The sequence below is a fragment of the Sphingomonas sp. LY54 genome (assembly GCF_035594035.1).
GTDB lineage: Bacteria > Pseudomonadota > Alphaproteobacteria > Sphingomonadales > Sphingomonadaceae > Allosphingosinicella.
On the sequence record NZ_CP141588.1, the window covers coordinates 3,196,476 to 3,218,097 of the forward strand.

Genomic DNA, 21,622 nt, shown 5'->3' on the forward strand with positions numbered 1-21,622 from the left:
ACATGCGGCTCCAAACGTATAGCTTTCAAGTCGGAGCGGGTGGGGTGACTCGGTCATTTCCTCCGTTAGCGTCAAAGATCGCGCCTCGTGCTCGGACACGACTCGACATTCGTCGGTCGGTGCAGGGGAGCATTTGCGATGAAATCAGCGGGATTGGTGATTCTGCGGCGGTCGCTGCTGGCGGCGGCCTCGACGGCTTCGATGATGGCGGGCGGCGCGGCCTTTGCGCAGAACGGGCCCAGCGCCTCCATACCGACGGCGACGCTCGACATCGTCGCCAATCACGAAGTGCCGCTCGGTCCGCCGAGCGCGCTGCCCGGGATCAACGCGCCGGGCAATGGCTCGGTCTATTCCAATTCCCCGCAGGTGCTCGATCCGGCCGGCTCGATCAACGGCGTCGGCCAGCAGATCGCGTTCATCCAGACCGGGCCGACCACGGCGGGCCTGAGCCTGTGCAGCGGCTCGTTGATCAATGCCCGCACTGTCATCACGGCGGCGCACTGCCTCTACAACAATCCGACCCACCGTTACGGTAGCAACACCGGCTCGGGCGGCGGCGTCAGCGGCAATTTCGGCACGGGCGGCGCCCCGCTCAACTCGCAGGGCATTCCGCTGAGCTTCGGCTTCGAGTCGCTGAACCGCAACTGCTTCAACGCCAGCGGGCTGCCCTTCACCTGCCCGGCCGGGCAGAAGGGACCGTACGAGACGTGGCGCGACTCTAATTTCCAGACGGTCACGTCGCGCCACATCTATAACGCCAACCAGGTCTGGTACGGCACCGGCGCGCAGCCGGTCGCGCTCGGCGGCGGCGGCGAGTTCGCCAACCAGGATATCGCGCTGGTGACGCTCGACACCCACGTCAAGGACATCCCGACCTGGACCCTGCTGTTCTCGCCGCTCGACGGCCCGACCCACGCCATCGTCACCGGCTATGGCGGCGCCGGCGTCGGCCTGTCCGGCCTCGGCAACCTCGCCGGCATCGACTATCGCCGGCGCTCCGCCGAGAACATGATCGACGCGCTGATGACCAACAATGACTGGGTCGACAGCCCGGCGATCGATCCCGGCAACACCGCTTATGCGGCGCACCAGCATGCGATCTACTGGCTGGATTTCGACGATCCCGACCACGATCCGGACAATCTGCCGGCCAATTTCTTCACCAACACCGCCCCCCCGGGCGGCCGCAACAACGGCTATTATGATTTCAACGGTCTCGGCGGCATCACCCTCGCCAATGAGGGCGCGACCGCGGGCGGCGATTCCGGCGGCCCGCTGATCGTCGACCAGAGGTTCGACAAGCCGGTGGTGGTCGGGGTCCTGACGGGCAGCTGGTCGTTCAACGGCGGCATCTCCACCTACGGCCAGTTCAACGTCTATCCGCCCCTGTTCCAGTTCTGGGAGGATATCGTCCAGAACAATCCCTACGTTTATGCGTCGGCCAAGGCGGGCATCGGCGACTGGTTCGATCCCAATCACTGGGTCCAGGACATGGATCCCAATTACGGGATCATCGGGCCGGACGGCGAACTGCTGAACGGCGTGCCGGATTCGCATCAGGGCGGCGCCGACGGCGCGGTCGACAAGTTCGGCACGCTCTGCTTCCTGGAGGCGGACTGCACCACGTTCGACGGCCCCGGCGCCCCCGCGGGCACCGGCACGCCGATCGTCACCGCCGGCGGCCCGGGCTCGACCAATTTCGTGCCCAACAATGTCGAGCCGGTGAACAGCGCCAATTCCGCCCTCTACAAGAAAGCCCGTTATTATGACGTGACGCTGAGCCGCCCCGGCATCACGACGCTCAACCAGGCCGCGACGATCGACATGATGACGGTCGACAACCCGCTCGCGGTGCTGGCGATCGGCGCGACCGGCACGCTCAATACGTGGGCCGAATTCACCCAGGGCTCCGGCTGGACCCGCATCGACGGCGCGCTCAACACGAACGAGATGCTGGTCGTCAGCGGCCTGCTTTCGGGCAAGGGCACGATCAACGCCGATTTCCTGACGGTGGTCGGCGGCGTTGTCGCGCCGGCGGGCGCGGCGATCGGCACCTTGAACGTCAATGCCGACACGATCCTGGCCTCGGCCTCGGGCCTGCTGATTGATGTCACGCGCGGCTCGGCCGACCAGCTCGCCGTGGGCGGCGCGCTCGTCCTGTCCGACGGCAATCTGGTGATGAACAAGATCGGCGCGGCCCCCAAACATGGCGACAGCGCCGTCATCGCTACCGCCTCCGGCGGCGTCGGCGGCACGTTCGGCGCCATATACGGCTTCCAGGGCGTGCTGCGCCCCGAGCTGACCTATGGGCCGAACAGCGTCACCGCCACCTTCCGTTCGGGCAGCCTGGCGAACCACATCACCGGCGGCAATCCGATCGCCATGGCCTTCGCCACGGCGCTCGATCAGCTGCGCCTCACATCCTACGACACGCTCTACGGCCTGTACGGCTCGGTCGACTGGATGGACGGCACCAATCTCGCCAACACGCTGAGCGGGTTCGCGCCGCGCGTGGCGGGCGAGGCAAGGGCGCTCCAGGACGAGCAGAGCCGGGTGATGCTGACCACGATCGGCGACCGCCTGTCGATGCTCGGCACCGACAGGGCGCGCGGCAAGATGAGCGTCGTCGGCAACCCGGAGATGCTGATGGCGCTCAGCGCGGGCACGGTCGATCAGGCAGCGCAGCAGGGCCTCGGCATCATCCCGACCACGCGCACGATGGGCGCGCTGCCGCCGGGCATGTCGGGCTTCATCGCCGGCGGCATCCGCACCAACGCCGCGACTCTGGACGGCAGCCGCGCCGCATTCCGCGCCGGCCAGCGCAGCTGGCATATCGGCATGGGTCTCGAAATGGCGGTCGGCGACGCCGCCACTTTGGGCACCGCCTTCGGCTATGCCAGCGGTTACTCCGCACAAGGCAGCGTCTATGACCGGGCAGAGGCCAAATCGAGCCAGGTCGCGGTCTACGGCTCCTACCGGCTCGGCGACGGCTTCTATGTCGCCGGCCTTGCCGCTGCGGAGAACAGCCGCGCCAGCCTCGACCGCCATGCCAGCACGGGCGACGCCGTGTTCGACCTGACCGGTGCGACCAAGGCGTCGCGTTACAGCGCGATGGCGGAGACCGGGGTCAATCTCGGCCTCGGCAACGGGCTGATGGTGACGCCGCGCGTGGCGGTCGGCTATTCGTCCTACGCGCTCAGCGGCTATCGCGAGACCGGCGGGGCCGCGGCGCTCCAGCTCGACGATTTGAAGGTGCAGCAGCTCGACGCCCGGATCGGCGCCAAGCTGTCCGGCTCGACCAGGCTCGGCGGCTGGACCTTCGCTCCGCAGCTGCAGGCCGATCTGGTCCAGAACCTGTCCGGCGGCCATGACGGCATGACCGTGCGCTTCGCCGATGCGCCGGATCATGCCTTCGCTCTGCCGATCGCCGGCGGCGACAGCAATTGGGCCGAGCTCAAGGGTGGCCTCAAGCTGACCAGGGGCAAGCTCGAGTTCGGCGCCGGGCTCGAGACCAGCCTCGGCCGCACCGACTATCGCGATGACCGCGCGATGGCGGATTTCACGATCCGCTTCTGATCCGGAGGGGATTGGGGCCTGCGGAAGCGCGATGCTTTCGCAGGCCCATTTTTTATGGAGACTATCATGGTGGCACGGGCGGCGAGCTGGCTGTTACTGAGTGTCGCCGGCTGCGCCGCGCCGGCCGCGCCGCCGGAGCGCGCGCCGGCCGCGGCGATCGATGCCGACCGGTGCGACGTGGAGCGGGTGCGGGCACTGGTCGGCGAGCCGGCCACGGCTGAGGTCGGCAAGCGTGCCCAGGCGCTGAGCGGGGCAGCGATGCTGCGCTGGATCCGTCCGGGCGAGCCGGTCACGTCCGAATATATGACGAGCCGCCTCACGATCGACGTGGACAGCCGCGGTCGCATCCGCGGCTTTCGGTGCGGCTGAGCCCCTTCGCCTCTTGTCGTCGCGCCCGGCGCCGTCTTTAAGGATGCCGGAAAAACATGAAGGGGCAGGGCATGAGCGACCGCGCGGCAACGGAGAGCAAGACACCGCTGCGGCGCGTCGTGATGGCCAGCCTGATCGGGACCACGATCGAATGGTATGATTTCTTTCTCTACGGCTCGGCCGCGGCGCTGGTTTTCAACAAGCTCTTCTTTCCCGAATATGACCCGCTGACCGGGACCTTGCTCGCCTTTGCTACTTATGCCCTCGGCTTCCTGGCGCGGCCGGTCGGTGGCATCGTCTTCGGCCATTATGGCGATCGGATCGGCCGCAAACGGCTGCTGATGCTGAGCCTGATCCTGATGGGCGTGGCGACGGTGCTGATCGGGCTGCTGCCGACCTACAACCAGATCGGCATTTGGGCGCCGATCGCGCTCATCGCGCTGCGGCTGGTGCAGGGGTTCGCGGTCGGCGGCGAATGGGGCGGCGCGGTGCTGATGGCGGCCGAACATGGCGACGCGGCGCGGCGCGGCTTCTGGGCGAGCTGGCCGCAGGCGGGCGTCCCCGCCGGCAATCTGCTGGCCGCGGCGGTGCTGGCGCTGATGGCGGGCCTGCAGAGCGAGGCGGATTTCCTGGCATGGGGCTGGCGCATTCCGTTCCTGCTCTCGGCGCTGCTGGTGGTGGTCGGGTGGTATATCCGCAACAAGGTGGCCGAGCCGCGCATGTTCGAGGAAGCGATCGAACAGGCCAAAACCCCGCCGAAACTGCCGGCGATCGAGGTGTTCCGCGAGCGGCCCAAGGCGGTTTTGCTCGGCGCCGGCATCCGCGTCGGCGAGAACATCTCCTATTATATCCTCACCGTATTCTCGCTGACCTTCCTAGTCGACGTGGCGGAGGAGACGCGCAGCGTGGCGCTCAACGCCCTGCTGGTAGGCGCGGCGGTGCAGTTCTTCGCCATTCCCCTGTTCGCCTGGCTGTCGGACCGGATCGGCCGGCGCCCGGTCTATGCCTTTGGCGGCATCGGCCTCGCACTCTGGATGTTCGTCTTCTTCCGCCTGCTGGAGAGCGGCGACAATGGCTCGATCATTCTCGCCATCGTCGTCGGCCTTGTCCTCCACGGCGCGATGTACGGGCCGCAAGCGGCGTTCATCACTGAGCTGTTCCCGACCCGGATCCGGTATTCGGGCGTGTCGATCGCCTACCAGCTCACCTCGATCGTCGCCGGATCGCTGGCGCCGATCATCGCCCTGGCGCTCTATCGGGAATATGATTCGGCGCTGCCGGTCGCCATCTATGTGGCCATCGCCTGCGCGATCAGCGGCCTCAGCGCCTTGCTGGCGAAAGAGACCAAGGGCGTCGAGCTGTCGGAGATACGCTGACCCGCGTCAGCCGCCGTAGCAGACCCGCACCGGCACCGTGCCGCCTTCCGTCCATTGCACCCGGCAGCGGGACGGGGCGGGAGCGTCGTCGGCCACATCATAGTCGCCATAGCCCTCGTAGCCGTCCTCGCCGTAGCGATCATATTCGTAGGGATAGGAGCGATCGTAGACATAATGCGCCGTTCCGTTGCCCGCCTCGACGCGGCCGGTTCCCGGATAGAAACGCGGGCCGCGATAGTTGGCGAAGCGTTCGAGGCGGCTGCGATTGTGGCTGAAGAAGCCGTCGTCCCACGATCGCGGCGGCAGCGTGGGCGCACGGCCGGAATAGGTCGGGTAATAGCCCCAGCCCGGTTCTCCGGCCAGGGCCGGCTCCGCGCCGGCAAGAAGCAGGGGCAAGGCGATCCAGAGACGTCCCATATCCACCTCCAGGCGAAGCGGCGCGCGATCGCATGCTTATAGCAGAGGCGCGGAGAGCTGTCTTTCGGCCGTCCGCCGCTGCCCCAAAGCGGAGCAATCTGGAACATGCGATCCGGACAAAGAAAAAGGCCGCCGTCCCGGATGGAACGGCGGCCTTTCCTGTTTGAGCGGAAAGCGCGGGCTTAGCCCTGGGCTTCCTCGGTCTCGCCTTCGGCCTCGGCGGCGGGCGCTTCTTCGTCCGAAGCGATCGTGCCGGGCTCGGCGTTGGCGTCATAGTCTTCGGTGAAGCCGGCCTCGTCCTTCTCGAACATCTCGGCCATGACATCGACGCCCTGCGCCTGCAGCTCGGCCTCTTCGGGCGAGCGTGCGACGTTGACGCGGATGGTCACTGAGACCTCCGGGTGCAGCGCGACGCGGACGTCGTGCATGCCGATCGCCTTGATCGGACGGTCGAGCACGATCTGGTTCTTGCCGACCTTGTGCTTGTCGGCTTCCAGCACCTCGACGAGGTCGCGGGCCGAAACCGAGCCGTAGAGCTGGCCGGTGTTCGAAGCCTGGCGGATCAGCTGAACCGTCACGCCTTCGATGTCCTTCGACTCCTTCTCGGCGACCGACTTGCGCGCGGCATTGTCGGACTCGATCTTGGCGCGATTGGCTTCGAAGACCTTGCGGTTGGCTTCGTTGGCGCGGAGCGCCTTGCCGTTCGGAAGCAGGAAGTTACGGGCGTAGCCGTTCTTCACCTTCACCACATCGCCGATGTGGCCGAGCTTCTCGATACGTTCGAGCAGAATAACGTCCATGGGTCCTGCTCCTTATTTCACGACGTAGGGGAGAAGGCCGAGATGCCGGGCGCGCTTGATCGCCTTGGCGAGCTCGCGCTGCCTCTTGGCCGAAACGGCGGTGATGCGGCTGGGAACGATCTTGCCGCGCTCGGAGACGAAGCCCTGGAGGAGGCGGACGTCCTTATAGTCGATCTTGGGCGCATCGTTGCCGGAGAAGGGGCAGCTTTTGCGGCGGCGGAAAAACGGGCGTGCCATTTTGCTGGAATCCCTCTCTTAAGCTTCGGTCTGCGCGCGGTCGGCGCGCGGGGCGCGATCGCCGCGGTCACCACGATCGCCGCGGTCACCACGCGGGCCACGGTCGCCGCGATCACCACGATCGCCGCGGCCGTCACGGTCGCGCTCGTTGCGGCGCATCATCGCCGACGGGCCGGCTTCGTGCTCTTCGACCTTGATCGTCATGTAGCGGACGACGTCTTCGTTGATCTGGGTCTGGCGCTCCAGTTCCGCGACGAGCGGCGCCGGGGCGTCGATCTCGAGCATGACGTAATGCGCCTTGCGGTTCTTCTGGATGCGGTAGGCGAGGCTGCGGAGACCCCAGGTCTCGGTCTTGACGACCTTGCCGCCATTGTCCTCGATGATCTTGGTGGCGGTTTCCGCCAGCGCGTCGACCTGGGCTTGGGCCAGGTCCTGACGCGCGAGAAAAACATGCTCGTAAAGCGGCATGTAGCGTCCTTCATGTTGGCCGATCGCTGACGCCGCACCATGCGGACGCCCCTCCGGCTGTCGTCTCAATCAATGCAAACCGGGGCCGAAGAGTCGTGCTCTCCGCCCCGGATGCGCGGCTATTGGCCGAACGGGCTGGAAAAAGCAAGGGCGGCTTGCGCTTCGCCGGAGCCTTGGCCTACCAGCCGCCCCAACAGGAGGACAATATGCGCGCATTCATATTCCCCGGACAGGGGAGCCAGGCGGTCGGCATGGGTCGTGCGCTGGCCGAGGCGAGCGCGGTGGCGCGGGCCGTGTTCGAGGAAGTGGACGACGCGCTCGGGCAGAAGCTGTCGCGGCTGATGGCCGACGGCCCGATCGAGGAGCTGACGCTGACCGAGAACGCCCAGCCGGCGATCATGGCCAATGCGCTCGCCACTCTGCGCGTGTCCGGAATCGCGCTCGACAATGCCGACTTCGTCGCCGGCCACAGCCTCGGCGAATATTCGGCCCTGTGCGCGGCGGAAGCGTTCGACCTCGCCACCACGGCGCGGCTGTTGAAGCTGCGCGGCCGCGCGATGCAGGCGGCGGTGCCGGTCGGGCAGGGGGCGATGGCGGCCCTGCTCGGGCTCGGCCTCGAAGCCGCCCAGGAAGTCGCTGCGGAAGCGGCGCAGGGCGAGGTCTGCACGGTCGCCAACGACAACGACCCCAGCCAGGTCGTCGTCTCCGGCCACAAGGCCGCGGTCGAGCGCTCGCTCGAGATCGCCAAGGCCAAGGGCGCCAGGCGCGCCTTGCTGCTGCCGGTCTCGGCGCCGTTCCACTGCCCTTTGATGCAGCCCGCCGCCGACGCGATGGCCGAGGCGCTTGCCGGCGCCGACCTCCGTCCGCCGCTGGTGCCAATCTACGCCAACGTCACCGCCGCGCCGGCCGCCGACCCGGCTGAGATCCGGGCTTTGCTGGTCGAGCAGGTGACCGGCATGGTGCGCTGGCGCGAGAGCGTCGCGGCGATGGCGGAGGCCGGCGTCACCCATTTCGTCGAATTCGGCGGCAAGGTGCTCTCCCCGATGGTGAAGCGCATCGCCCCCGACGCGAAAACGACCAGCATCGTCTCGATGGACGACATCGAAGCGCTGGTGAAGGAAATCTAACTCTCCGCCCGCGAGCGGGAGCGGAAGAAGGAGAAAAGTTATGTTCGATCTTTCGGGAATGACCGCGCTGGTGACCGGCGCTTCGGGGGGAATCGGTTCCGCGGTGGCGAAGGCGCTCGCCGACCATGGTGCGCGCGTCGCTTTGTCCGGCACGCGCGAGGACGCGCTGAAGAAGGTGCAGGCGGAGCTTGGCGGGGACCATGTCATCCTGCCGTGCAACCTGTCGGACGCGGCTGCGGTCGATGCGCTCGTTCCGCAGGCGGTCGAGGCGCTGGGCGGCAAGCTCGACATCCTCGTCAACAATGCCGGCGTCACCCGCGACAATCTGGCGATGCGGATGAAGGACGAGGAATGGTCCGATGTGATCCGTATCAACCTCGAGGCAGCCTTCCGGCTCGCCCGCGCGGCGATGAAGCCGATGATGCGTGCCAAGCATGGCCGCATCATCTCGGTGACCTCGGTGGTCGGTGCGACCGGCAATCCGGGCCAGGCCAATTATGCCGCGTCCAAGGCCGGCCTCGTCGGCATGTCCAAGGCGATCGCGCAGGAAGTCGCCAGCCGCGGCATCACCGTCAATTGCATCGCCCCCGGCTTCATCGCCTCGCCGATGACCGACGCGCTGCCGGAGGCGCAAAAGGAGGCTTTGCTTGGCCGCATTCCCGCGGGTAAGCTGGGCGAGGGCCAGGACGTCGCCGCCGCGGTCGTTTATCTGGCGAGCCGCGAAGCCGCCTACGTGACGGGCCAGACCCTGCACGTGAATGGCGGCATGGCGATGTTGTAAGGCGTCTCACGCGCGAACAGATACGAACGGCCACTTGCCAGCGGACGCTGGGAGCGGCTAGGGCGAACACAAACAAACCCTAGGGAAGGTTAGAATATGAGCGAGACCGCCGAGCGCGTTAAGAAGATTGTCGTCGAGCATCTGGGCGTCGAAGCCGAGAAGGTCACCGAAGAAGCGAGCTTCATCGACGACCTCGGTGCCGACAGCCTCGACATCGTCGAGCTGGTCATGGCCTTCGAGGAAGAGTTCGGCGTCGAGATCCCCGACGACGCGGCCGAGAAGATCGCGACGGTCAAGGACGCGATCGACTACATCGAGGCGAACAAGGGCTAAGGCCCATGGCTACGGCCCCGGCCCGGTGGTGATCGAGCCGTAGTTTCAAAGCGGCTCCCCGTCCAAGGCCGGGGGGCCGTTTTTGTCTGAATATCACAGGAGTTTCCGAATGCGCCGCGTAGTTGTCACCGGTCTCGGGCTTGTCACCCCCCTCGGCTCCAGCGTCGAGACGAGCTGGAAGAACATCATCGCGTCCAAGAGCGGCGCGACCCGGATCACCCGCTTCGATCCCACCGATTATGCCTGCCAGGTCGCCTGCGAGGTTAAGCCGCCAGAGCATGAATATGGCTTCGATCCGAACAAGCGCGTCGACCACAAGGTCCAGCGCCAGGTCGATCCGTTCATCATCTACGGCATCGACGCCGCCGGCCAGGCGCTCGAGGATGCCGGCCTCACCGACATGACCGAGGAGCAGCGCTACCGCGCCGGCGTCTCGATCGGTTCGGGCATCGGCGGCCTTCCCGGCATCGAGAAGGAATCGATCGTCCTCCACGAAAAGGGCCCGCGCCGCGTCAGCCCGCATTTCGTCCACGGCCGCCTGATCAACCTGATCTCGGGCCAGGTCTCGATCAAATACGGCCTGATGGGCCCGAACCACGCCGTCGTCACCGCCTGCTCGACCGGCGCGCACTCGATCGGCGACGCCGCGCGTATGATCGCGCTCGACGATGCCGACGTGATGCTCGCGGGCGGCGCAGAGAGCGCCTTGTGCCCGCTCGGTATTGCCGGCTTCGCCCAGGCGCGCGCGCTTTCCACCAATTTCAACGACGAGCCCGAGCGTGCCTCGCGTCCCTATGACAAGGACCGCGACGGCTTCGTCATGGGCGAGGGCGCGGGCGTCGTCGTGCTCGAGGAATATGAGCGCGCCAAGGCGCGCGGCGCGAAAATCTACGCCGAACTGGTCGGCTACGGCATGTCGGGCGACGCCTATCACGTCACCGCCCCGCATCCCGAAGGCGCCGGCGGCTATCGGGCGATGGCGAACGCGATCAAGCGCTCGGGCCTCGACCTGGCCGACATCGACTATATCAACGCCCACGGCACCTCGACGCCGCTCGGCGACGAGCTCGAGCTCGGCGCGGTCCGCCGCCTGTTCGGCAGCCATGTCGGCGACCTGTCGATGAGCTCGACCAAGTCGGCCATCGGCCACCTGCTCGGCGGCGCCGGCGCGGTGGAGGCGATCTTCTGCATCCTCGCGCTGCGCGACCAGATCGTGCCGCCGACCCTCAACCTCGACAATCCGAGTGAGGGCACGGTCGGAGTCGACCTCGTCCCGCACGTCGCCAAGGAGCGCCGCGTCCGCGCGGTGGTCAACAACAGCTTCGGCTTCGGCGGCACCAACGCCAGCCTGGTGATGCAGGCGGTCTGACGCATGAAGAAGTTGGTCGCCCTCGGCCTGCTGCTGGCAGTCCTGCTGCTGGTCGTGGGCGGCTTCTTCCTCAGCGGCTGGACCAGTCCCGGTCCGGCCGCCAAGCCGGTTCCGGTGCTGATCGCGCCAGGCTCCAGCCTTGCCAAAGCGGCAGCGACGCTCGAGCAGGCCGGCGTGCTCGGCTCGGCCGATCGCTTCCTGCTGCAGGCGAAACTGCTGGGCGGCGACGAGCCGATCCAGGCCGGCGAATATGAGTTTCCGGCCAAAGCGAGTCCGTCGGAAGTGTTGCGACTGCTGCAGAGCGGCAAGACGCTGCAGCGCTTCGTCGCGGTGCCCGAGGGCCTGCCCTCGATCCTCGTCCACGAGCGGCTGATGGCCGCGCCGACGCTGACCGGTGACGTCGCGGTTCCGGACGAAGGAACCGTCCTGCCCGACAGCTACAGCTACCAGCGCGGCGAGACCCGCGCGGCGGTTCTGCAGCGCATGCAGGCGGCGATGACCAAGGAGCTGGACGCGCTCTGGGCCAAGCGCAAGCCCCATGCGGTCGTCACCAGCAAGCACGATGCCGTGACCCTGGCTTCGATCGTCGAGAAGGAGACGGCCAAGCCGTCCGAGCGCCGTATGATCGCCGGCGTCTATTCGAACCGGATCAGGACCGGCATGCCGCTCCAGGCCGATCCGACCGTCATCTATCCGATCACCCGGGGCAAGCCGCTCGGCCGCCGCATCCTGCGCTCGGAGCTGCGCGCGAAGAACGGCTACAACACCTACTCCATGGCCGGCATGCCGATCGGGCCGATCGCCAATCCGGGCCGCGAGTCGATTGCCGCCGTGCTGGATCCCGAACCGACGCAGGCGCTCTATTTCGTCGCCGACGGGACGGGCGGGCACGTCTTCGCCAACACGCTCGCCGAGCATAATGCCAACGTGCGTAAATGGTTCGCCATCCGCCGCGCGCGCGGCGAGATGTAGGCGCTAGCCCGGAGCCCTGCTCAGGAGAGGCGGCGGCGGTCGACGATCGCGGTGCGGGCGGCCACGGCGGCGAGCGGCTCGCTCACCGTCTTGCCATGGTGGCCGGTAGCGTGGATCAGCTGGGCCGCGTCCTGCATCATCCCGACATGGCCTTCGAAGAAGATAAGGTCGCCGCGGCGGAGCACCGCGTCGTCCGCCAGCGCCTGGCCGAGCGCGCGCTGCTGGTCGCTGTCGCGCGGCGTTCGGATTCCGCACAGGCCGTGCGAGACTTGGACGAGGCCCGAGCAATCGATGCCGGTCGAGGTGCGTCCCCCGAGCAGATAGGGCGAGCCGAGGAGGCGCTCCGCCACGGCGACGGGGTCATGCTCGAAAGCGTCGATTGCCCGGATGTTGGTAAACGGGATGAAGCCGCTGTCGGTGGCCAGGAAGCCGTGGCTTTCGTGGCCGGCCACGCGCGAGCCCAGTGGCAGGGTGGCGAGCGGCGTCGCGTGCAGGTCGGCGTCGGCGAGGATCGGGGCGGAGGCCGCGGCGACGACATGGGTCGCCGGCACGGACTCGGTCAGCTCGATCGCTTCGACATAGCCGACATATTGGTCGTGGCGGCTGTAGCCCCAAGCCCAATGACCGGAAATTTCGAGAACGGCGAATTCCTCGCCGGGCAGAAGTTCCGACGTGGGCGGGCTGTCGGGGTCGGGCCGGGCGCGGATCATCGCCGGACGGATGCCACAGGCCCGTTTCATCGGCTGGACGTAATGGGGGGCGAACAGCCGACCCGCCAGCGCGACATCCGCGAGATCGCGGCGAAACGCATTGATGCGGGGATCCAGCGTCGCCGAGGGACCCAGCAGCCGGAACGTCTCAGCCCGGTTGGAGGATGAAGCCGCGTTCCTTGCCGGATTTCCTGCCTGCGCCGTCATGCTCGATATTGCGTTCGAAGCCGTCAAGGAATTCCTGCCCTGTGGTTGTCTTGGCCACGAAGACGTTCCTGCGGTCCGCCTCGTCTCTCACGCGGCGGAGATAGCCGAGCGAGCCGAGCGTATTCAAGGCGCGCGTGATAACGGGCTTCGAAACGCCGAGTATGTTGGCGAGGCCGCGTACCGTGTGCGGGCCGGGGGTTAGGTAGACGAGAAGCATCAACGCCATCTGGCGGTTGGTAAGGTCTGGTTGGCCGGAGCGGACATAAGCGATGAGCGTCTGCATCCAGCTTTTGAGCGCGCGGTCTGCCACGTCGTTTCTCCGAATTCGCGCGAGTCACGTTTCGGAGCTACAACCAAGCAGAACGGCTTTCGTTTCGTTGCCTTACGGGTTTTTCGGCCGATGAAACGGCCGGTTCGTCACGCCGCGTACCGGCCCTTGAGCATGTGCCAGGCCGCGCGCATGCCCAAAGCGTCGCCCCCCTTGGGCCGGCCCGGCTTGCCGATCGGGCGCCACGCAAAGGTGTCGAAATGGGCCCAGGCGGTGTTTTCGGGAACGAAGCGCTGGAGGAACAAGGCGGCGGTCACGGCGCCGGCCAGCGGCGCGTCGGTGGCGTTGCCGAGGTCGGCGACGTCCGAGGCGAGCATCTCGTTATAATGCTTCCAGAGCGGCATCCGCCAGATCGGGTCGAACGCAGCCTCGCCGGCCGCCATGAGCTCGTTCGCGAGCGCCTCGTCATTGGCGAACATGGCGGGCAGATCGGGTCCGAGCGCGACGCGGGCGGCGCCGGTCAGCGTTGCGAAGTCGAGGATGAGTTCGGGATTGCCCTCCGCGGCCTTGGCGAGCGCATCGCCGAGGATCAGGCGGCCTTCGGCATCGGTATTGCCGATCTCGACCGTCAGGCCCTTGCGGCTCTTCAATATGTCCCCGGGGCGGAAGGCGGCGCCGGAGATCGCATTCTCGACCGCGGGGATCAGGAGGTGCAGCCGGACCGGGAGGCGCGCCTTCATGATCAGGCGGGCGAGGCCGAGCGCGTGGGCCGCGCCGCCCATGTCCTTCTTCATCAACCGCATGCCGGCCGCCATCTTGATGTCGAGGCCGCCCGAATCGAACACCACGCCCTTGCCGACGATCGCCAGGCGCGGATTCTTCGGATCGCCCCACTCGAGTTCGATCAGACGGGGCGCGCGCTGCGCGGTGGCGGCGGCGCCGACCGCATGGATCATCGGATAGCTGGCTGCGAGCTCCGCACCAATCACGGTGGCGACGCTGGCGCCGTGGTCTGCCGCGAGGTCCTCGGCCGCCTTCTGCAGCTCGGCGGGCCCAAGATCCCCGGCGGGAATGTTGACGAGATCGCGGACGAGGAAGGTCGCTTCGGCGATCGAGACGGTCTCGTCGATGCGGGCGGGCTCGTCGGTCAGGAGAATCCGCGGTCCCTTTTTCGACGGCTCCTGCTTGTAGCGCTCGAACCGATACTGGCCGAGCAGCCAGCCGAGCACCGCGGGCCCGGGGCTGCGGTCGGCGACGCGATAGGCGCCCTCGGGGAGCAGGTCCGCCGCCTTGGCGAGGCACCAGGCGCTCGGATCGTCGACATTGGCGACGCCCAGCACCACGGACCATTCGTCACCCTTTTCGCCGGGCAGCGTGGCGAACTGATAGCCCTCGGCCTTGAACGCCTGCGCCTTTACCGCCTGCCGCACCCGCTCGGGCTGGCCGCCGAGCCAGCCCTCGAAGCTCTTCTTGTCGACGAGATGGAGCGGGGTAGCGGCCTGGCCCTTGTCGGCCTGCAGAAGCGCGTTGAGGTCGGTCATAAGGTGACGGGAACTCCGTAAAGGTCGTGCTCGTCGGCATCCTCGACCAGGACCTGGACGATGTCACCCTGCTTGAGGTGGGGCGCGTCGCGCAGGTGGACCTCGCCGTCGATCTCGGGGGCGTCGGCCTTCGAGCGGCCCGTCGCGCCGCCTTCGCCATCGGCAAGGTCGATGAGGACGTCGATCGTGCGGCCGATCTTGGCCTGGAGCTTGGCCGCGGAGATGGCGGCGGTCTTCTCCATCAGGCGGGCGTAACGCTCCTCCTTGACCTCTTCGGGCACGGCGCCGGGAAGATCGTTGGCGGTGGCGCCCTGGACCGGCTCGAAGCGGAACGCGCCGACGCGGTCGAGCTGGGCTTCGTCCAGCCAGTCGAGCAGATACTCGAAATCGGCCTCGGTCTCGCCGGGGAAGCCGACGACGAACGAGGAGCGGATGGTGATGTCGGGGGCGATCGCCCGCCAGCCGTGGATGCGCTCCAGCACCTTGGCTTCGTTGGCCGGGCGCTTCATCGCCTTCAGCACCGACGGCGCGGCATGCTGGAACGGGATGTCGAGATAGGGGAGCACCAGCCCCTCGGCCATCAGCGGGATGACCTTGTCGACGTGCGGATAGGGATAGACGTAATGGAGGCGCACCCAGGCGCCCAATTTGCCGAGCTCGCGGGCGAGGTCGGTCATGTGCGCGCGGACCGGCGCGCCTTTCCAGGGCCATTCGGCGTGGCGCAGGTCGACACCGTAGGCCGACGTGTCCTGGCTGATGACCAGCAATTCCCTGGTGCCGGCGGCGACAAGCTTCTCGGCCTCGCGCAGGATCGCGTCGGGCCGGCGCGAGACGAGGTCGCCGCGCAGCGACGGGATGATGCAGAAGCTGCAGCGGTGGTTGCAGCCCTCGGAAATCTTCAGATAGGAATAGTGGCGCGGCGTCAGCTTGAGCCCGCCCTCGGGCACCAGGTTCAGGAAGGCGCTTGGCGGCATCGGCGCGGCTTCGTGGACCGCGCCGACCACGCTCTCATATTGGTGCGGGCCGGTGACGGCGAGGACCTGGGGGAAGCGCGCCCGGATGACGTCGGCTTCCTTGCCCATGCAACCGGTGACGATGACGCGGCCATTCTCGGCGATGGCCTCGCCGATCGCGGCCAGGCTTTCTTCCTTGGCGCTGTCGAGAAATCCGCAGGTGTTGACCAGCACGACATCGGCCTGGTCGTAGTCCGGACTGAGCTGATAACCGTCGGAGCGCAGCTTGGTGAGGATGCGCTCGGAATCGACGAGCGCCTTGGGGCAGCCGAGCGAGACCATGCCGACCTTGGGCGGGGAGGGGAGTTCAAGTGCCATGAGTGCGCTGCAAATAGGCGTGCCGGCGCGATTTTCCTAGTGGAAGCGTGCGCGGCCCTGCGCTTGCCCCCCCCGTCAGTCGATGGGACCCTCGGTTTCGGCCGTCGGAAGGATCTCGACGATGACGTCGCCGGGCTGCAGCGCCTTCGCTTCCGGTTCCCAGAAGCCGTAGGGCTTGCCGTCGCGATAGACGCGCACGCCGAGGCCGCGGGTGAGGGCGGAGAGCGGCTGGCCATGCTCCTCGGGCTGCACCTCGCGCTCGCCGAGCTGGACGTTGCCGTTGGTGGAAGCGAGGTCGGCGATATAGTCGGCGATGTGCGCGCCATCGGTCGATCCGGCGAGCAGCAGTCCGGCGAAGCTCACCGGGTTGATGACCGTGGTCGCCCCGGCCTGCCGCGCCAGCAGCTCATTATCCTCGTTGCGGACGGCGACGCTGATCGTGATGTGGGGCGCCAAGTGCCGGGCGGTAAGGGTGATCAGGATCGACGTGTCGTCGCTGCCGGCCGAGACGATCAGCGCCCGCGCCTCGTCGAGGCGGACCGCCTGCAGCGTCTTGTCGCGTGTCGCGTCGCCCTCGATCACCGCGGCGCCGAGCGACTTGGCGCGTTCGAGCGCTTCGGTCTCGCAGTCGACCACGACGATTTCGCGCGGATCGACGCCGCGGGCGATCAGTTCGTCCACCGCCTCCGATCCGCTGGTGCCGTAGCCGGCGACGATGATGTGGTTCGAAAGGTGCCGCTGAATATAGGCCATACGCCATCTGTCCCATGTGCGCCTGAAGACGAAGCTGTAGGCGGTGCCGAGGAAGATCAGCACCGCGAACACCCGGATCGGGGTAACGATCAGCGCGTCGAACAGGCGCGCCTGGTTGCTGACGGGTACGATGTCGCCATAGCCGGTTGTGGTGATGCTGATCATCGTGAAATAGACGACGTCGAGGAAGCTGATCTCGCCGTCGGCATTGTCGTGGAGGCCGTCGCGCTCGAACCAGTGGACGGCGATCGCGACGCCGATCAGCCCGACCACCAGCAGCACGCGCCAGCTGATCGAGAGCCAGACGGGCCAGCGTCCCTGGCGGTGCAGGGTTGCATGATCGATGCCCCGCCACCTCCGCGTCATCAGGGGAAGAGCTGCGCCAGCCTGCCCAGCGACGGGCCGTGGGTGAGGTCGAGATGGAGCGGCGTCACCGCGACATAGCCGTCCGCCACCGTCTCGAGGTCGGTCGAATGGCCCGGAGTCTGGATCATCGGCCCGAGCCCGAACCAGAAATAATCATAGCCGCGCGTGTCGGTGCGCTGGACGAGCTGGAGCCGGCCGTAATCGCGCAGGCCCTGCTGGCAGACGCGGATGCCGCGAACGTCGTCGGGCGGCAGCGCCGGGAAGTTGACGTTGACCAGGGTCCGCGGCGCCATTGGCGTCTCGATCAGCGGACGCAGCACGCGCTCGGCCCAGGCCTCGGCCGCGGCGAAGGGAACGGTGTCGCCCATGCCCTCGCGGGCGTAGCTCTGGCTGAGCGCGATCGAGGGGATGCCGGCGAGCGCGCCTTCCATCGCCGCCGAGACCGTGCCCGAATAGGTGACGTCCTCGCCGAGGTTCGCGCCGCGGTTGACTCCGGAGAGGACGAGGTCCGGCTTGTTATCCTTCATCACGTGGGCGATCGCCATCATGACGCTGTCGGTCGGCGTGCCGGTGACGCAGAAGCGCCGCTCGCCGAGCTTGCGCAGCCGCACCGGCAAAGTGAGCGTCAGCGAATGGCCGGCGCCGGATTGCTCCTCGGACGGAGCGACGATCCAGATGTCGTCGGAGAACAAGCGGGCGATCTTTTCGAGGATCTTTAGGCCGGTCGCATTCACGCCGTCGTCGTTGGTGAGCAGGATCCGCATTCGCCCGGCTATGGCCTTCGCCCTGCCGCGAGGCAAGGCCCGCGCCCGCAACTATCCCCGCCGCCGCCGCGTTGGTCGGCAAAGCATGAAGGAGATGAAAATGCGGGTTCCCCACAATTCGATGGTCATGGTCGCAGACGGCGCGAAGGCCCTGTTCTTCCGCAACGAGGGTGATGGCGAATATCCGAACCTGGTCGTCGAAAAGAAGGAAGTGCAAGAGACTCCGGCCGATCGCGAGTTGAAGACCGACGGGCCGGGCCGGGCCTTTGCGAGCGTGGGCGCGTCGCGCTCCTCTTATTCCGAAACCGATTACCACACGCTCGAGGAAGACCGCTTCGCCGCCGAGACCGCGGACACGCTGCGGATACGCGCCTTGCGCAACGACTATGACTCGCTGATCGTGGTGGCGCCGCCCAAGACGCTCGGCGAGCTGCGCAAACATTATCACAAGGAAGTCGAGAAGCGCCTGTCGGCCGAGGTCGCCAAGGACCTTACCGGCCATCCGGTCGAGGAGATTGAAAAAATCCTCATCGCGCAATAGGCTTGCCGAAACCGGCCACCAGAGCCGGGTCCCTTGGTAAACAGGGCGGCAATCTTAGGAGTGATGATGATCGTTCGTAACAGGCTTTTCCTTTCCCTCTCGCTCGCGGTCGCGGCTGCGGCGCTTCCCGGTTCGGCCCTGGCCCAGACCATGACGGTCGGCGCCAAGGTCGCGGACACGGCCGGCGGCGCGGTCGGCACGATCGCGAAGGTCGACGGCGCCAACGTGATCCTGAAGACCGACAAGCATGAAGTGCAGCTCCCCGCATCGTCGTTCACGGCGGTCGAGGACGGCTACATCATGGCCATGACCCAGGCCGAGGTGAACGCGGCGGTGGAGCAGACGCTGGCGCAGGCGGCGCAGGCGATGACGGTCGGCGCGGTCGTCAAGGACACCGCGGGCGGCACCGTCGGCACGATCGAAGCGATCGACGGCGAATATGTCACGGTGAAGCTCAGCAAGAGCGCCGTGAAGCTTCCCCGCACCGCCTTCGCGCCGACCCCAGGCGGGCCGGTGATTGGCATGACAGCCGCCGAGCTCGAAGCCCAGGTGGCCGACGCGACCGCGCAGTAGACGCGGCGCATCCCGCCCCGGCGGGATTGGAAACAAGGAAAAGGCCGCGTCCGAAGGGAAAAGGACGCGGCCTTTTTTGTGCGACTTTGGCGTCAGTCGTCCGAGCGACCGAGCCTGCGTCGCGCAACCAGGGCGGCCGCCGCCGCGCCGAACAGGATGATCATCGGCGGCGCCGGGACGTCGGTTCCGCCCGAGGAGCTGCTGGTCGAGCCGCCGCTCGAGGTCGACGAGCTGGAGCTGGTGCTGCTCGACGTGGAGCTGCTGCCGCTCGATGTGCCGCCGAAGCTGCTTGAGGTGCTGGAGCTGCCGCCCGAGCTGCCCGAGGAACTGCTCGACGATCCGCTGCTGCCGCTGCTGCCGCTCGATCCCGACGAGCTGTGCGGCGGCTTGTGCGGCGGTTTGTGGGGCGGCTTGCCGCCGGTCGATCCGCCCGACGACGAACTCGAGCTCGACGACGAACTGGACGAGGAACTCGAGGACGAGCTTGAGCTAGAGGTCGAAACGTTTCCGCTCGAGCTTGACGTGGAGGTCGACGAGATGCCGCCGGTCGACGTCGAGGTCGATCCGCCGCTGGTCGAGGTCGATCCGCCGCTGGTCGAGGTGGAGCTGCCGCCGCTCGACGTGCTGGTCGAGGCGCTGAAGATAACGTTGCCGCTGCTGCTGCCGCCGAAGAAACCGCCGGAGAAGAACCCGCTGCCGAAGCCGCTGCCGAAGCCGCTGCCTCCGCCGACCACGACCACGCCGCCGCTGCCGCCGACCGGAGGCGAGACGGGCGGGGGCAGGGGAACCGGCATCGGTGGCGGCGGCGCGTAGGTGATCGTGCGAGTCGTCACCGTTTCGCCCGGCGTCACCCGGCACTCGGTCTTGGCGACCTTGATCGGTTTGGCGCGCTTGACGCGATGGGTCCGGTAGGTCCGGACCGTCTCCGCCTTGGCCTTCTTGACGAGGACAGGTCGGGACGGCGGATTGGCGCTGACATGGACGGCGCCGCCACCGATGATGGCGCCGCCGGCGGCGCAGGCGCAAAGTTTCGCTAGAGCCATTTTGACTGACATGACACGCACCCTGTTCTGCGCCCCGCTAATCCCGACGCTTGAAACCCAAGTCACGGTCGAGACTACGTGAGCCGATGGGTGGAAAAGGAAGCAAGGGGAGGATGAGCGCAAGCTCGTTAACCATCTTAAGGCCCCAAAACGGCCCTTGAGAGGGTCTTGCGAAGACTTCCGTCCCACTTGAGGACAATGTGACAAGAGCGATGAACGATTCCGATTGCGTAGGGGCGCGTCGGAAACAGGCTCATTCCTGTTTTGGCGAATCGATGCTGCCCGAGTCGGAACGCCTGCCGGGGGATCCACGACCGCCCGGCTTTGCAATCGGACAAAAATGTCACGGGCCCCGCTGAAATGATGGGGCATTTTCGACCGCGTTCTGAACGACTTGTGCAGGGCGTAGACCACAGGTATAGGCGCGCTGGGGCTGACACCTAGTATAAACCGCAGGAATAGCGGCGTGGTGTCGCAGGTTAGGGTGCCGGAGGGGTTCCGCCGGTCGAGAGAGAGTGGAGGGGTTTATGGCTACGGCTCTAAACGACGTTTACGACCCGCAATATCAGAAGAATTCGATCTCGGGGGCGGCTTATCAGCCCAGCGCCAACGAAGAATTCATGAGCCCGGAGCAGCTCGCTTATTTCCGCCAGAAGCTGCTCGACTGGAAAGAGTCGATCGTTCGCGAATCCCGCGACACGATGGCCTCGCTGAAGAGCGGGCCGATCCAGGAGGCCGATGCCACCGACCGCGCCTCGAGCGAGACCGACTGGTCGATCGAGTTGCGCACCCGCGACCGCCAGCGCAAGCTTATCTCGAAGATCGACGCCGCGCTACGCCGTATCGAGCAGGGCGAATATGGTTTCTGTGAGGTGACCGGCGAGCCGATTTCGCTGGCCCGCCTGGAAGCCCGTCCGATCGCGACCATGACCGTCGAGGCGCAGGAGCGCCATGAGCGGCAGGAGCGCGTTTCGCGCGACGATTGACGCTGCCGCGTTAATCCAATCGCGAGATTTCGGTGCTAGGGACGATCCGGACCGCTCTCATTGCGGTCCGGAGGTTCACAAGGTGCCCGACAAGACGACCGCCGCCTCTGGCGCGGCAACTCGACAGACCCGGCGCACGGCCGCCCGCGACAGCCTGTTCCTGTCCGCCACGATTCAGCGCGCGGGCGAGGCCAAGGGCGACCTGCAGCCGCTGCGCGTCCGCAATCTTTCGGCGATCGGCCTGATGGCCGATTATCTGGATATCGCGAATCCCGGTGAACCGGTCGTTGTGACGGTGCGCGGGATCGGCTCCGTCTCCGGCAAGGTGGCGTGGGTAAAAAGAGGGCGGATCGGCGTCAACTTCGACAACGAGGTTGATCCGCTGAAGGCGCGTAGGCCCGTTGTGAAGCAGGCGCCGCCGCAGCAGCGCCCGCTCTGACGTCCGCTCAGGAAAGCCCGGTCAGGGCTTCCTTCACTCTCAGTTTCTCTTTCTTGAGGCGGGCTAACAGGGTGTCGTCCGGATGGGGGCGCTGACTTTCTTCGTTGATGCGTGCGTCAAGACCGGCATGCTTCGTTTCCAATGCGGACATATGCGCCTGTTGCATTCCCATCTCCTTGGTTGGTGGTGCTGGTCCCTAGTTTAGAACATCGCTTTCGGTCTTTGTCTCCGCGGATCGGACAGTCTCCCTTCTATGTACGACGATCGGTTGATGA

The 21,622-nt window shown here is 66.8% G+C and carries 24 protein-coding genes; 13 read left to right on the forward strand and 11 right to left on the reverse strand.

Features of this window, described 5'->3' with window-relative positions; genetic code table 11:
- Window positions 1-138: 138 nt before the first annotated feature.
- The 3 genes from SH591_RS15805 (at window position 139) to SH591_RS15815 (ending at window position 5,321) form a co-directional block, all read left to right on the forward strand.
- Window positions 139-3,576: an autotransporter family protein gene (locus tag SH591_RS15805; RefSeq protein ID WP_324749918.1), complete on the forward strand. Its 3,438-nt coding sequence runs from the start codon at window positions 139-141 to the stop codon at window positions 3,574-3,576.
- A 54-nt stretch (window positions 3,577-3,630) separates the two neighbouring features.
- The gene (locus tag SH591_RS15810; RefSeq protein WP_324749919.1) at window positions 3,631-3,945 is read left to right on the forward strand and encodes an I78 family peptidase inhibitor; all 315 of its coding nucleotides are present in this window, start codon (window positions 3,631-3,633) and stop codon (window positions 3,943-3,945) included.
- A 71-nt stretch (window positions 3,946-4,016) separates the two neighbouring features.
- Window positions 4,017-5,321 (forward strand): MFS transporter, encoded by a 1,305-nt coding sequence (locus tag SH591_RS15815; protein ID WP_324749920.1) that lies wholly within the window; start codon window positions 4,017-4,019, stop codon window positions 5,319-5,321.
- A gap of 6 nt (window positions 5,322-5,327) precedes the next feature.
- Here SH591_RS15815 and SH591_RS15820 read toward each other — a convergent pair whose 3' ends face one another.
- The 4 genes from SH591_RS15820 to rpsF form a co-directional block, all read right to left on the reverse strand.
- Window positions 5,328-5,738, reverse strand: coding sequence for a hypothetical protein (locus tag SH591_RS15820; protein ID WP_324749921.1), 411 nt, complete (start codon window positions 5,736-5,738; stop codon window positions 5,328-5,330).
- A gap of 182 nt (window positions 5,739-5,920) precedes the next feature.
- On the reverse strand, window positions 5,921-6,538 hold the full coding sequence (gene rplI / locus SH591_RS15825) for a 50S ribosomal protein L9 (protein WP_324749922.1): 618 nt from the start codon (window positions 6,536-6,538) through the stop codon (window positions 5,921-5,923).
- Between the two features lie 12 nt (window positions 6,539-6,550).
- Entirely contained in the window at window positions 6,551-6,775 is a 225-nt protein-coding gene (rpsR, locus tag SH591_RS15830) for a 30S ribosomal protein S18 (protein WP_324749923.1), read from the reverse strand.
- 18 nt (window positions 6,776-6,793) lie between these two features.
- A complete protein-coding gene (gene rpsF, locus SH591_RS15835) occupies window positions 6,794-7,243 on the reverse strand; it encodes a 30S ribosomal protein S6 (RefSeq protein WP_324749924.1) in 450 nt (149 codons plus the stop codon).
- 206 nt (window positions 7,244-7,449) lie between these two features.
- Here rpsF and fabD point away from each other — a divergent pair, with 206 nt between their 5' ends.
- From fabD to mltG, 5 genes are all read left to right on the forward strand, one after another.
- Entirely contained in the window at window positions 7,450-8,370 is a 921-nt protein-coding gene (gene fabD / locus SH591_RS15840; protein ID WP_324749925.1) for an ACP S-malonyltransferase, read from the forward strand.
- A gap of 40 nt (window positions 8,371-8,410) precedes the next feature.
- Window positions 8,411-9,151 carry a 3-oxoacyl-[acyl-carrier-protein] reductase gene (fabG, locus tag SH591_RS15845; protein ID WP_324749926.1) on the forward strand — a complete coding sequence of 247 codons (741 nt, stop codon included), beginning with the start codon at window positions 8,411-8,413 and terminating at the stop codon, window positions 9,149-9,151.
- A gap of 96 nt (window positions 9,152-9,247) precedes the next feature.
- Window positions 9,248-9,484 (forward strand): acyl carrier protein, encoded by a 237-nt coding sequence (locus SH591_RS15850; RefSeq protein WP_322830160.1) that lies wholly within the window; start codon window positions 9,248-9,250, stop codon window positions 9,482-9,484.
- 109 nt (window positions 9,485-9,593) lie between these two features.
- Window positions 9,594-10,853, forward strand: coding sequence for a beta-ketoacyl-ACP synthase II (gene fabF, locus SH591_RS15855; protein WP_322830161.1), 1,260 nt, complete (start codon window positions 9,594-9,596; stop codon window positions 10,851-10,853).
- Between the two features lie 3 nt (window positions 10,854-10,856).
- Entirely contained in the window at window positions 10,857-11,825 is a 969-nt protein-coding gene (mltG, locus tag SH591_RS15860; protein WP_324749927.1) for an endolytic transglycosylase MltG, read from the forward strand.
- Between the two features lie 20 nt (window positions 11,826-11,845).
- Here mltG and SH591_RS15865 read toward each other — a convergent pair whose 3' ends face one another.
- The 6 genes from SH591_RS15865 to surE form a co-directional block, all read right to left on the reverse strand.
- A complete protein-coding gene (locus tag SH591_RS15865) occupies window positions 11,846-12,565 on the reverse strand; it encodes a C40 family peptidase (RefSeq protein WP_324749928.1) in 720 nt (239 codons plus the stop codon).
- Window positions 12,566-12,683: 118 nt separating this feature from the next.
- A complete protein-coding gene (locus SH591_RS15870; RefSeq protein ID WP_322830874.1) occupies window positions 12,684-13,025 on the reverse strand; it encodes a MarR family transcriptional regulator in 342 nt (113 codons plus the stop codon).
- A gap of 134 nt (window positions 13,026-13,159) precedes the next feature.
- Window positions 13,160-14,551 (reverse strand): leucyl aminopeptidase family protein, encoded by a 1,392-nt coding sequence (locus SH591_RS15875; RefSeq protein WP_324749929.1) that lies wholly within the window; start codon window positions 14,549-14,551, stop codon window positions 13,160-13,162.
- Window positions 14,548-15,882 (reverse strand): 30S ribosomal protein S12 methylthiotransferase RimO, encoded by a 1,335-nt coding sequence (rimO, locus tag SH591_RS15880; protein WP_324749930.1) that lies wholly within the window; start codon window positions 15,880-15,882, stop codon window positions 14,548-14,550. Before rimO ends, SH591_RS15875 begins: the two co-directional genes overlap by 4 nt.
- Window positions 15,883-15,957: 75 nt before the next feature.
- Window positions 15,958-17,001, reverse strand: coding sequence for a potassium channel family protein (locus SH591_RS15885; protein WP_324749932.1), 1,044 nt, complete (start codon window positions 16,999-17,001; stop codon window positions 15,958-15,960).
- Window positions 17,001-17,765 (reverse strand): 5'/3'-nucleotidase SurE, encoded by a 765-nt coding sequence (gene surE, locus SH591_RS15890; protein WP_324749933.1) that lies wholly within the window; start codon window positions 17,763-17,765, stop codon window positions 17,001-17,003. Before surE ends, SH591_RS15885 begins: the two co-directional genes overlap by 1 nt.
- A gap of 100 nt (window positions 17,766-17,865) precedes the next feature.
- Between surE and SH591_RS15895 the strand changes: the two genes are divergently transcribed.
- From SH591_RS15895 to SH591_RS15915, 5 genes are all read left to right on the forward strand, one after another.
- Entirely contained in the window at window positions 17,866-18,306 is a 441-nt protein-coding gene (locus tag SH591_RS15895) for a host attachment family protein (RefSeq protein ID WP_322830168.1), read from the forward strand.
- A 63-nt stretch (window positions 18,307-18,369) separates the two neighbouring features.
- Window positions 18,370-18,879: a hypothetical protein gene (locus tag SH591_RS15900; protein ID WP_324749934.1), complete on the forward strand. Its 510-nt coding sequence runs from the start codon at window positions 18,370-18,372 to the stop codon at window positions 18,877-18,879.
- 156 nt (window positions 18,880-19,035) lie between these two features.
- Entirely contained in the window at window positions 19,036-19,692 is a 657-nt protein-coding gene (locus tag SH591_RS15905; RefSeq protein WP_324749935.1) for a hypothetical protein, read from the forward strand.
- A 757-nt stretch (window positions 19,693-20,449) separates the two neighbouring features.
- Entirely contained in the window at window positions 20,450-20,908 is a 459-nt protein-coding gene (gene dksA / locus SH591_RS15910; RefSeq protein WP_324749936.1) for an RNA polymerase-binding protein DksA, read from the forward strand.
- Window positions 20,874-21,347, forward strand: a complete 474-nt coding sequence (locus SH591_RS15915) for a PilZ domain-containing protein (protein ID WP_324749937.1) — start codon at window positions 20,874-20,876, stop codon at window positions 21,345-21,347. The genes dksA and SH591_RS15915 overlap by 35 nt, the downstream gene beginning before the upstream one ends.
- Before the next feature lie 7 nt (window positions 21,348-21,354).
- Here the strand turns inward: SH591_RS15915 and SH591_RS15920 are convergent, their stop codons facing one another.
- The gene (locus SH591_RS15920) at window positions 21,355-21,513 is read right to left on the reverse strand and encodes a YdcH family protein (protein ID WP_322830173.1); all 159 of its coding nucleotides are present in this window, start codon (window positions 21,511-21,513) and stop codon (window positions 21,355-21,357) included.
- Between the last annotated feature and the right edge of the window lie 109 nt (window positions 21,514-21,622).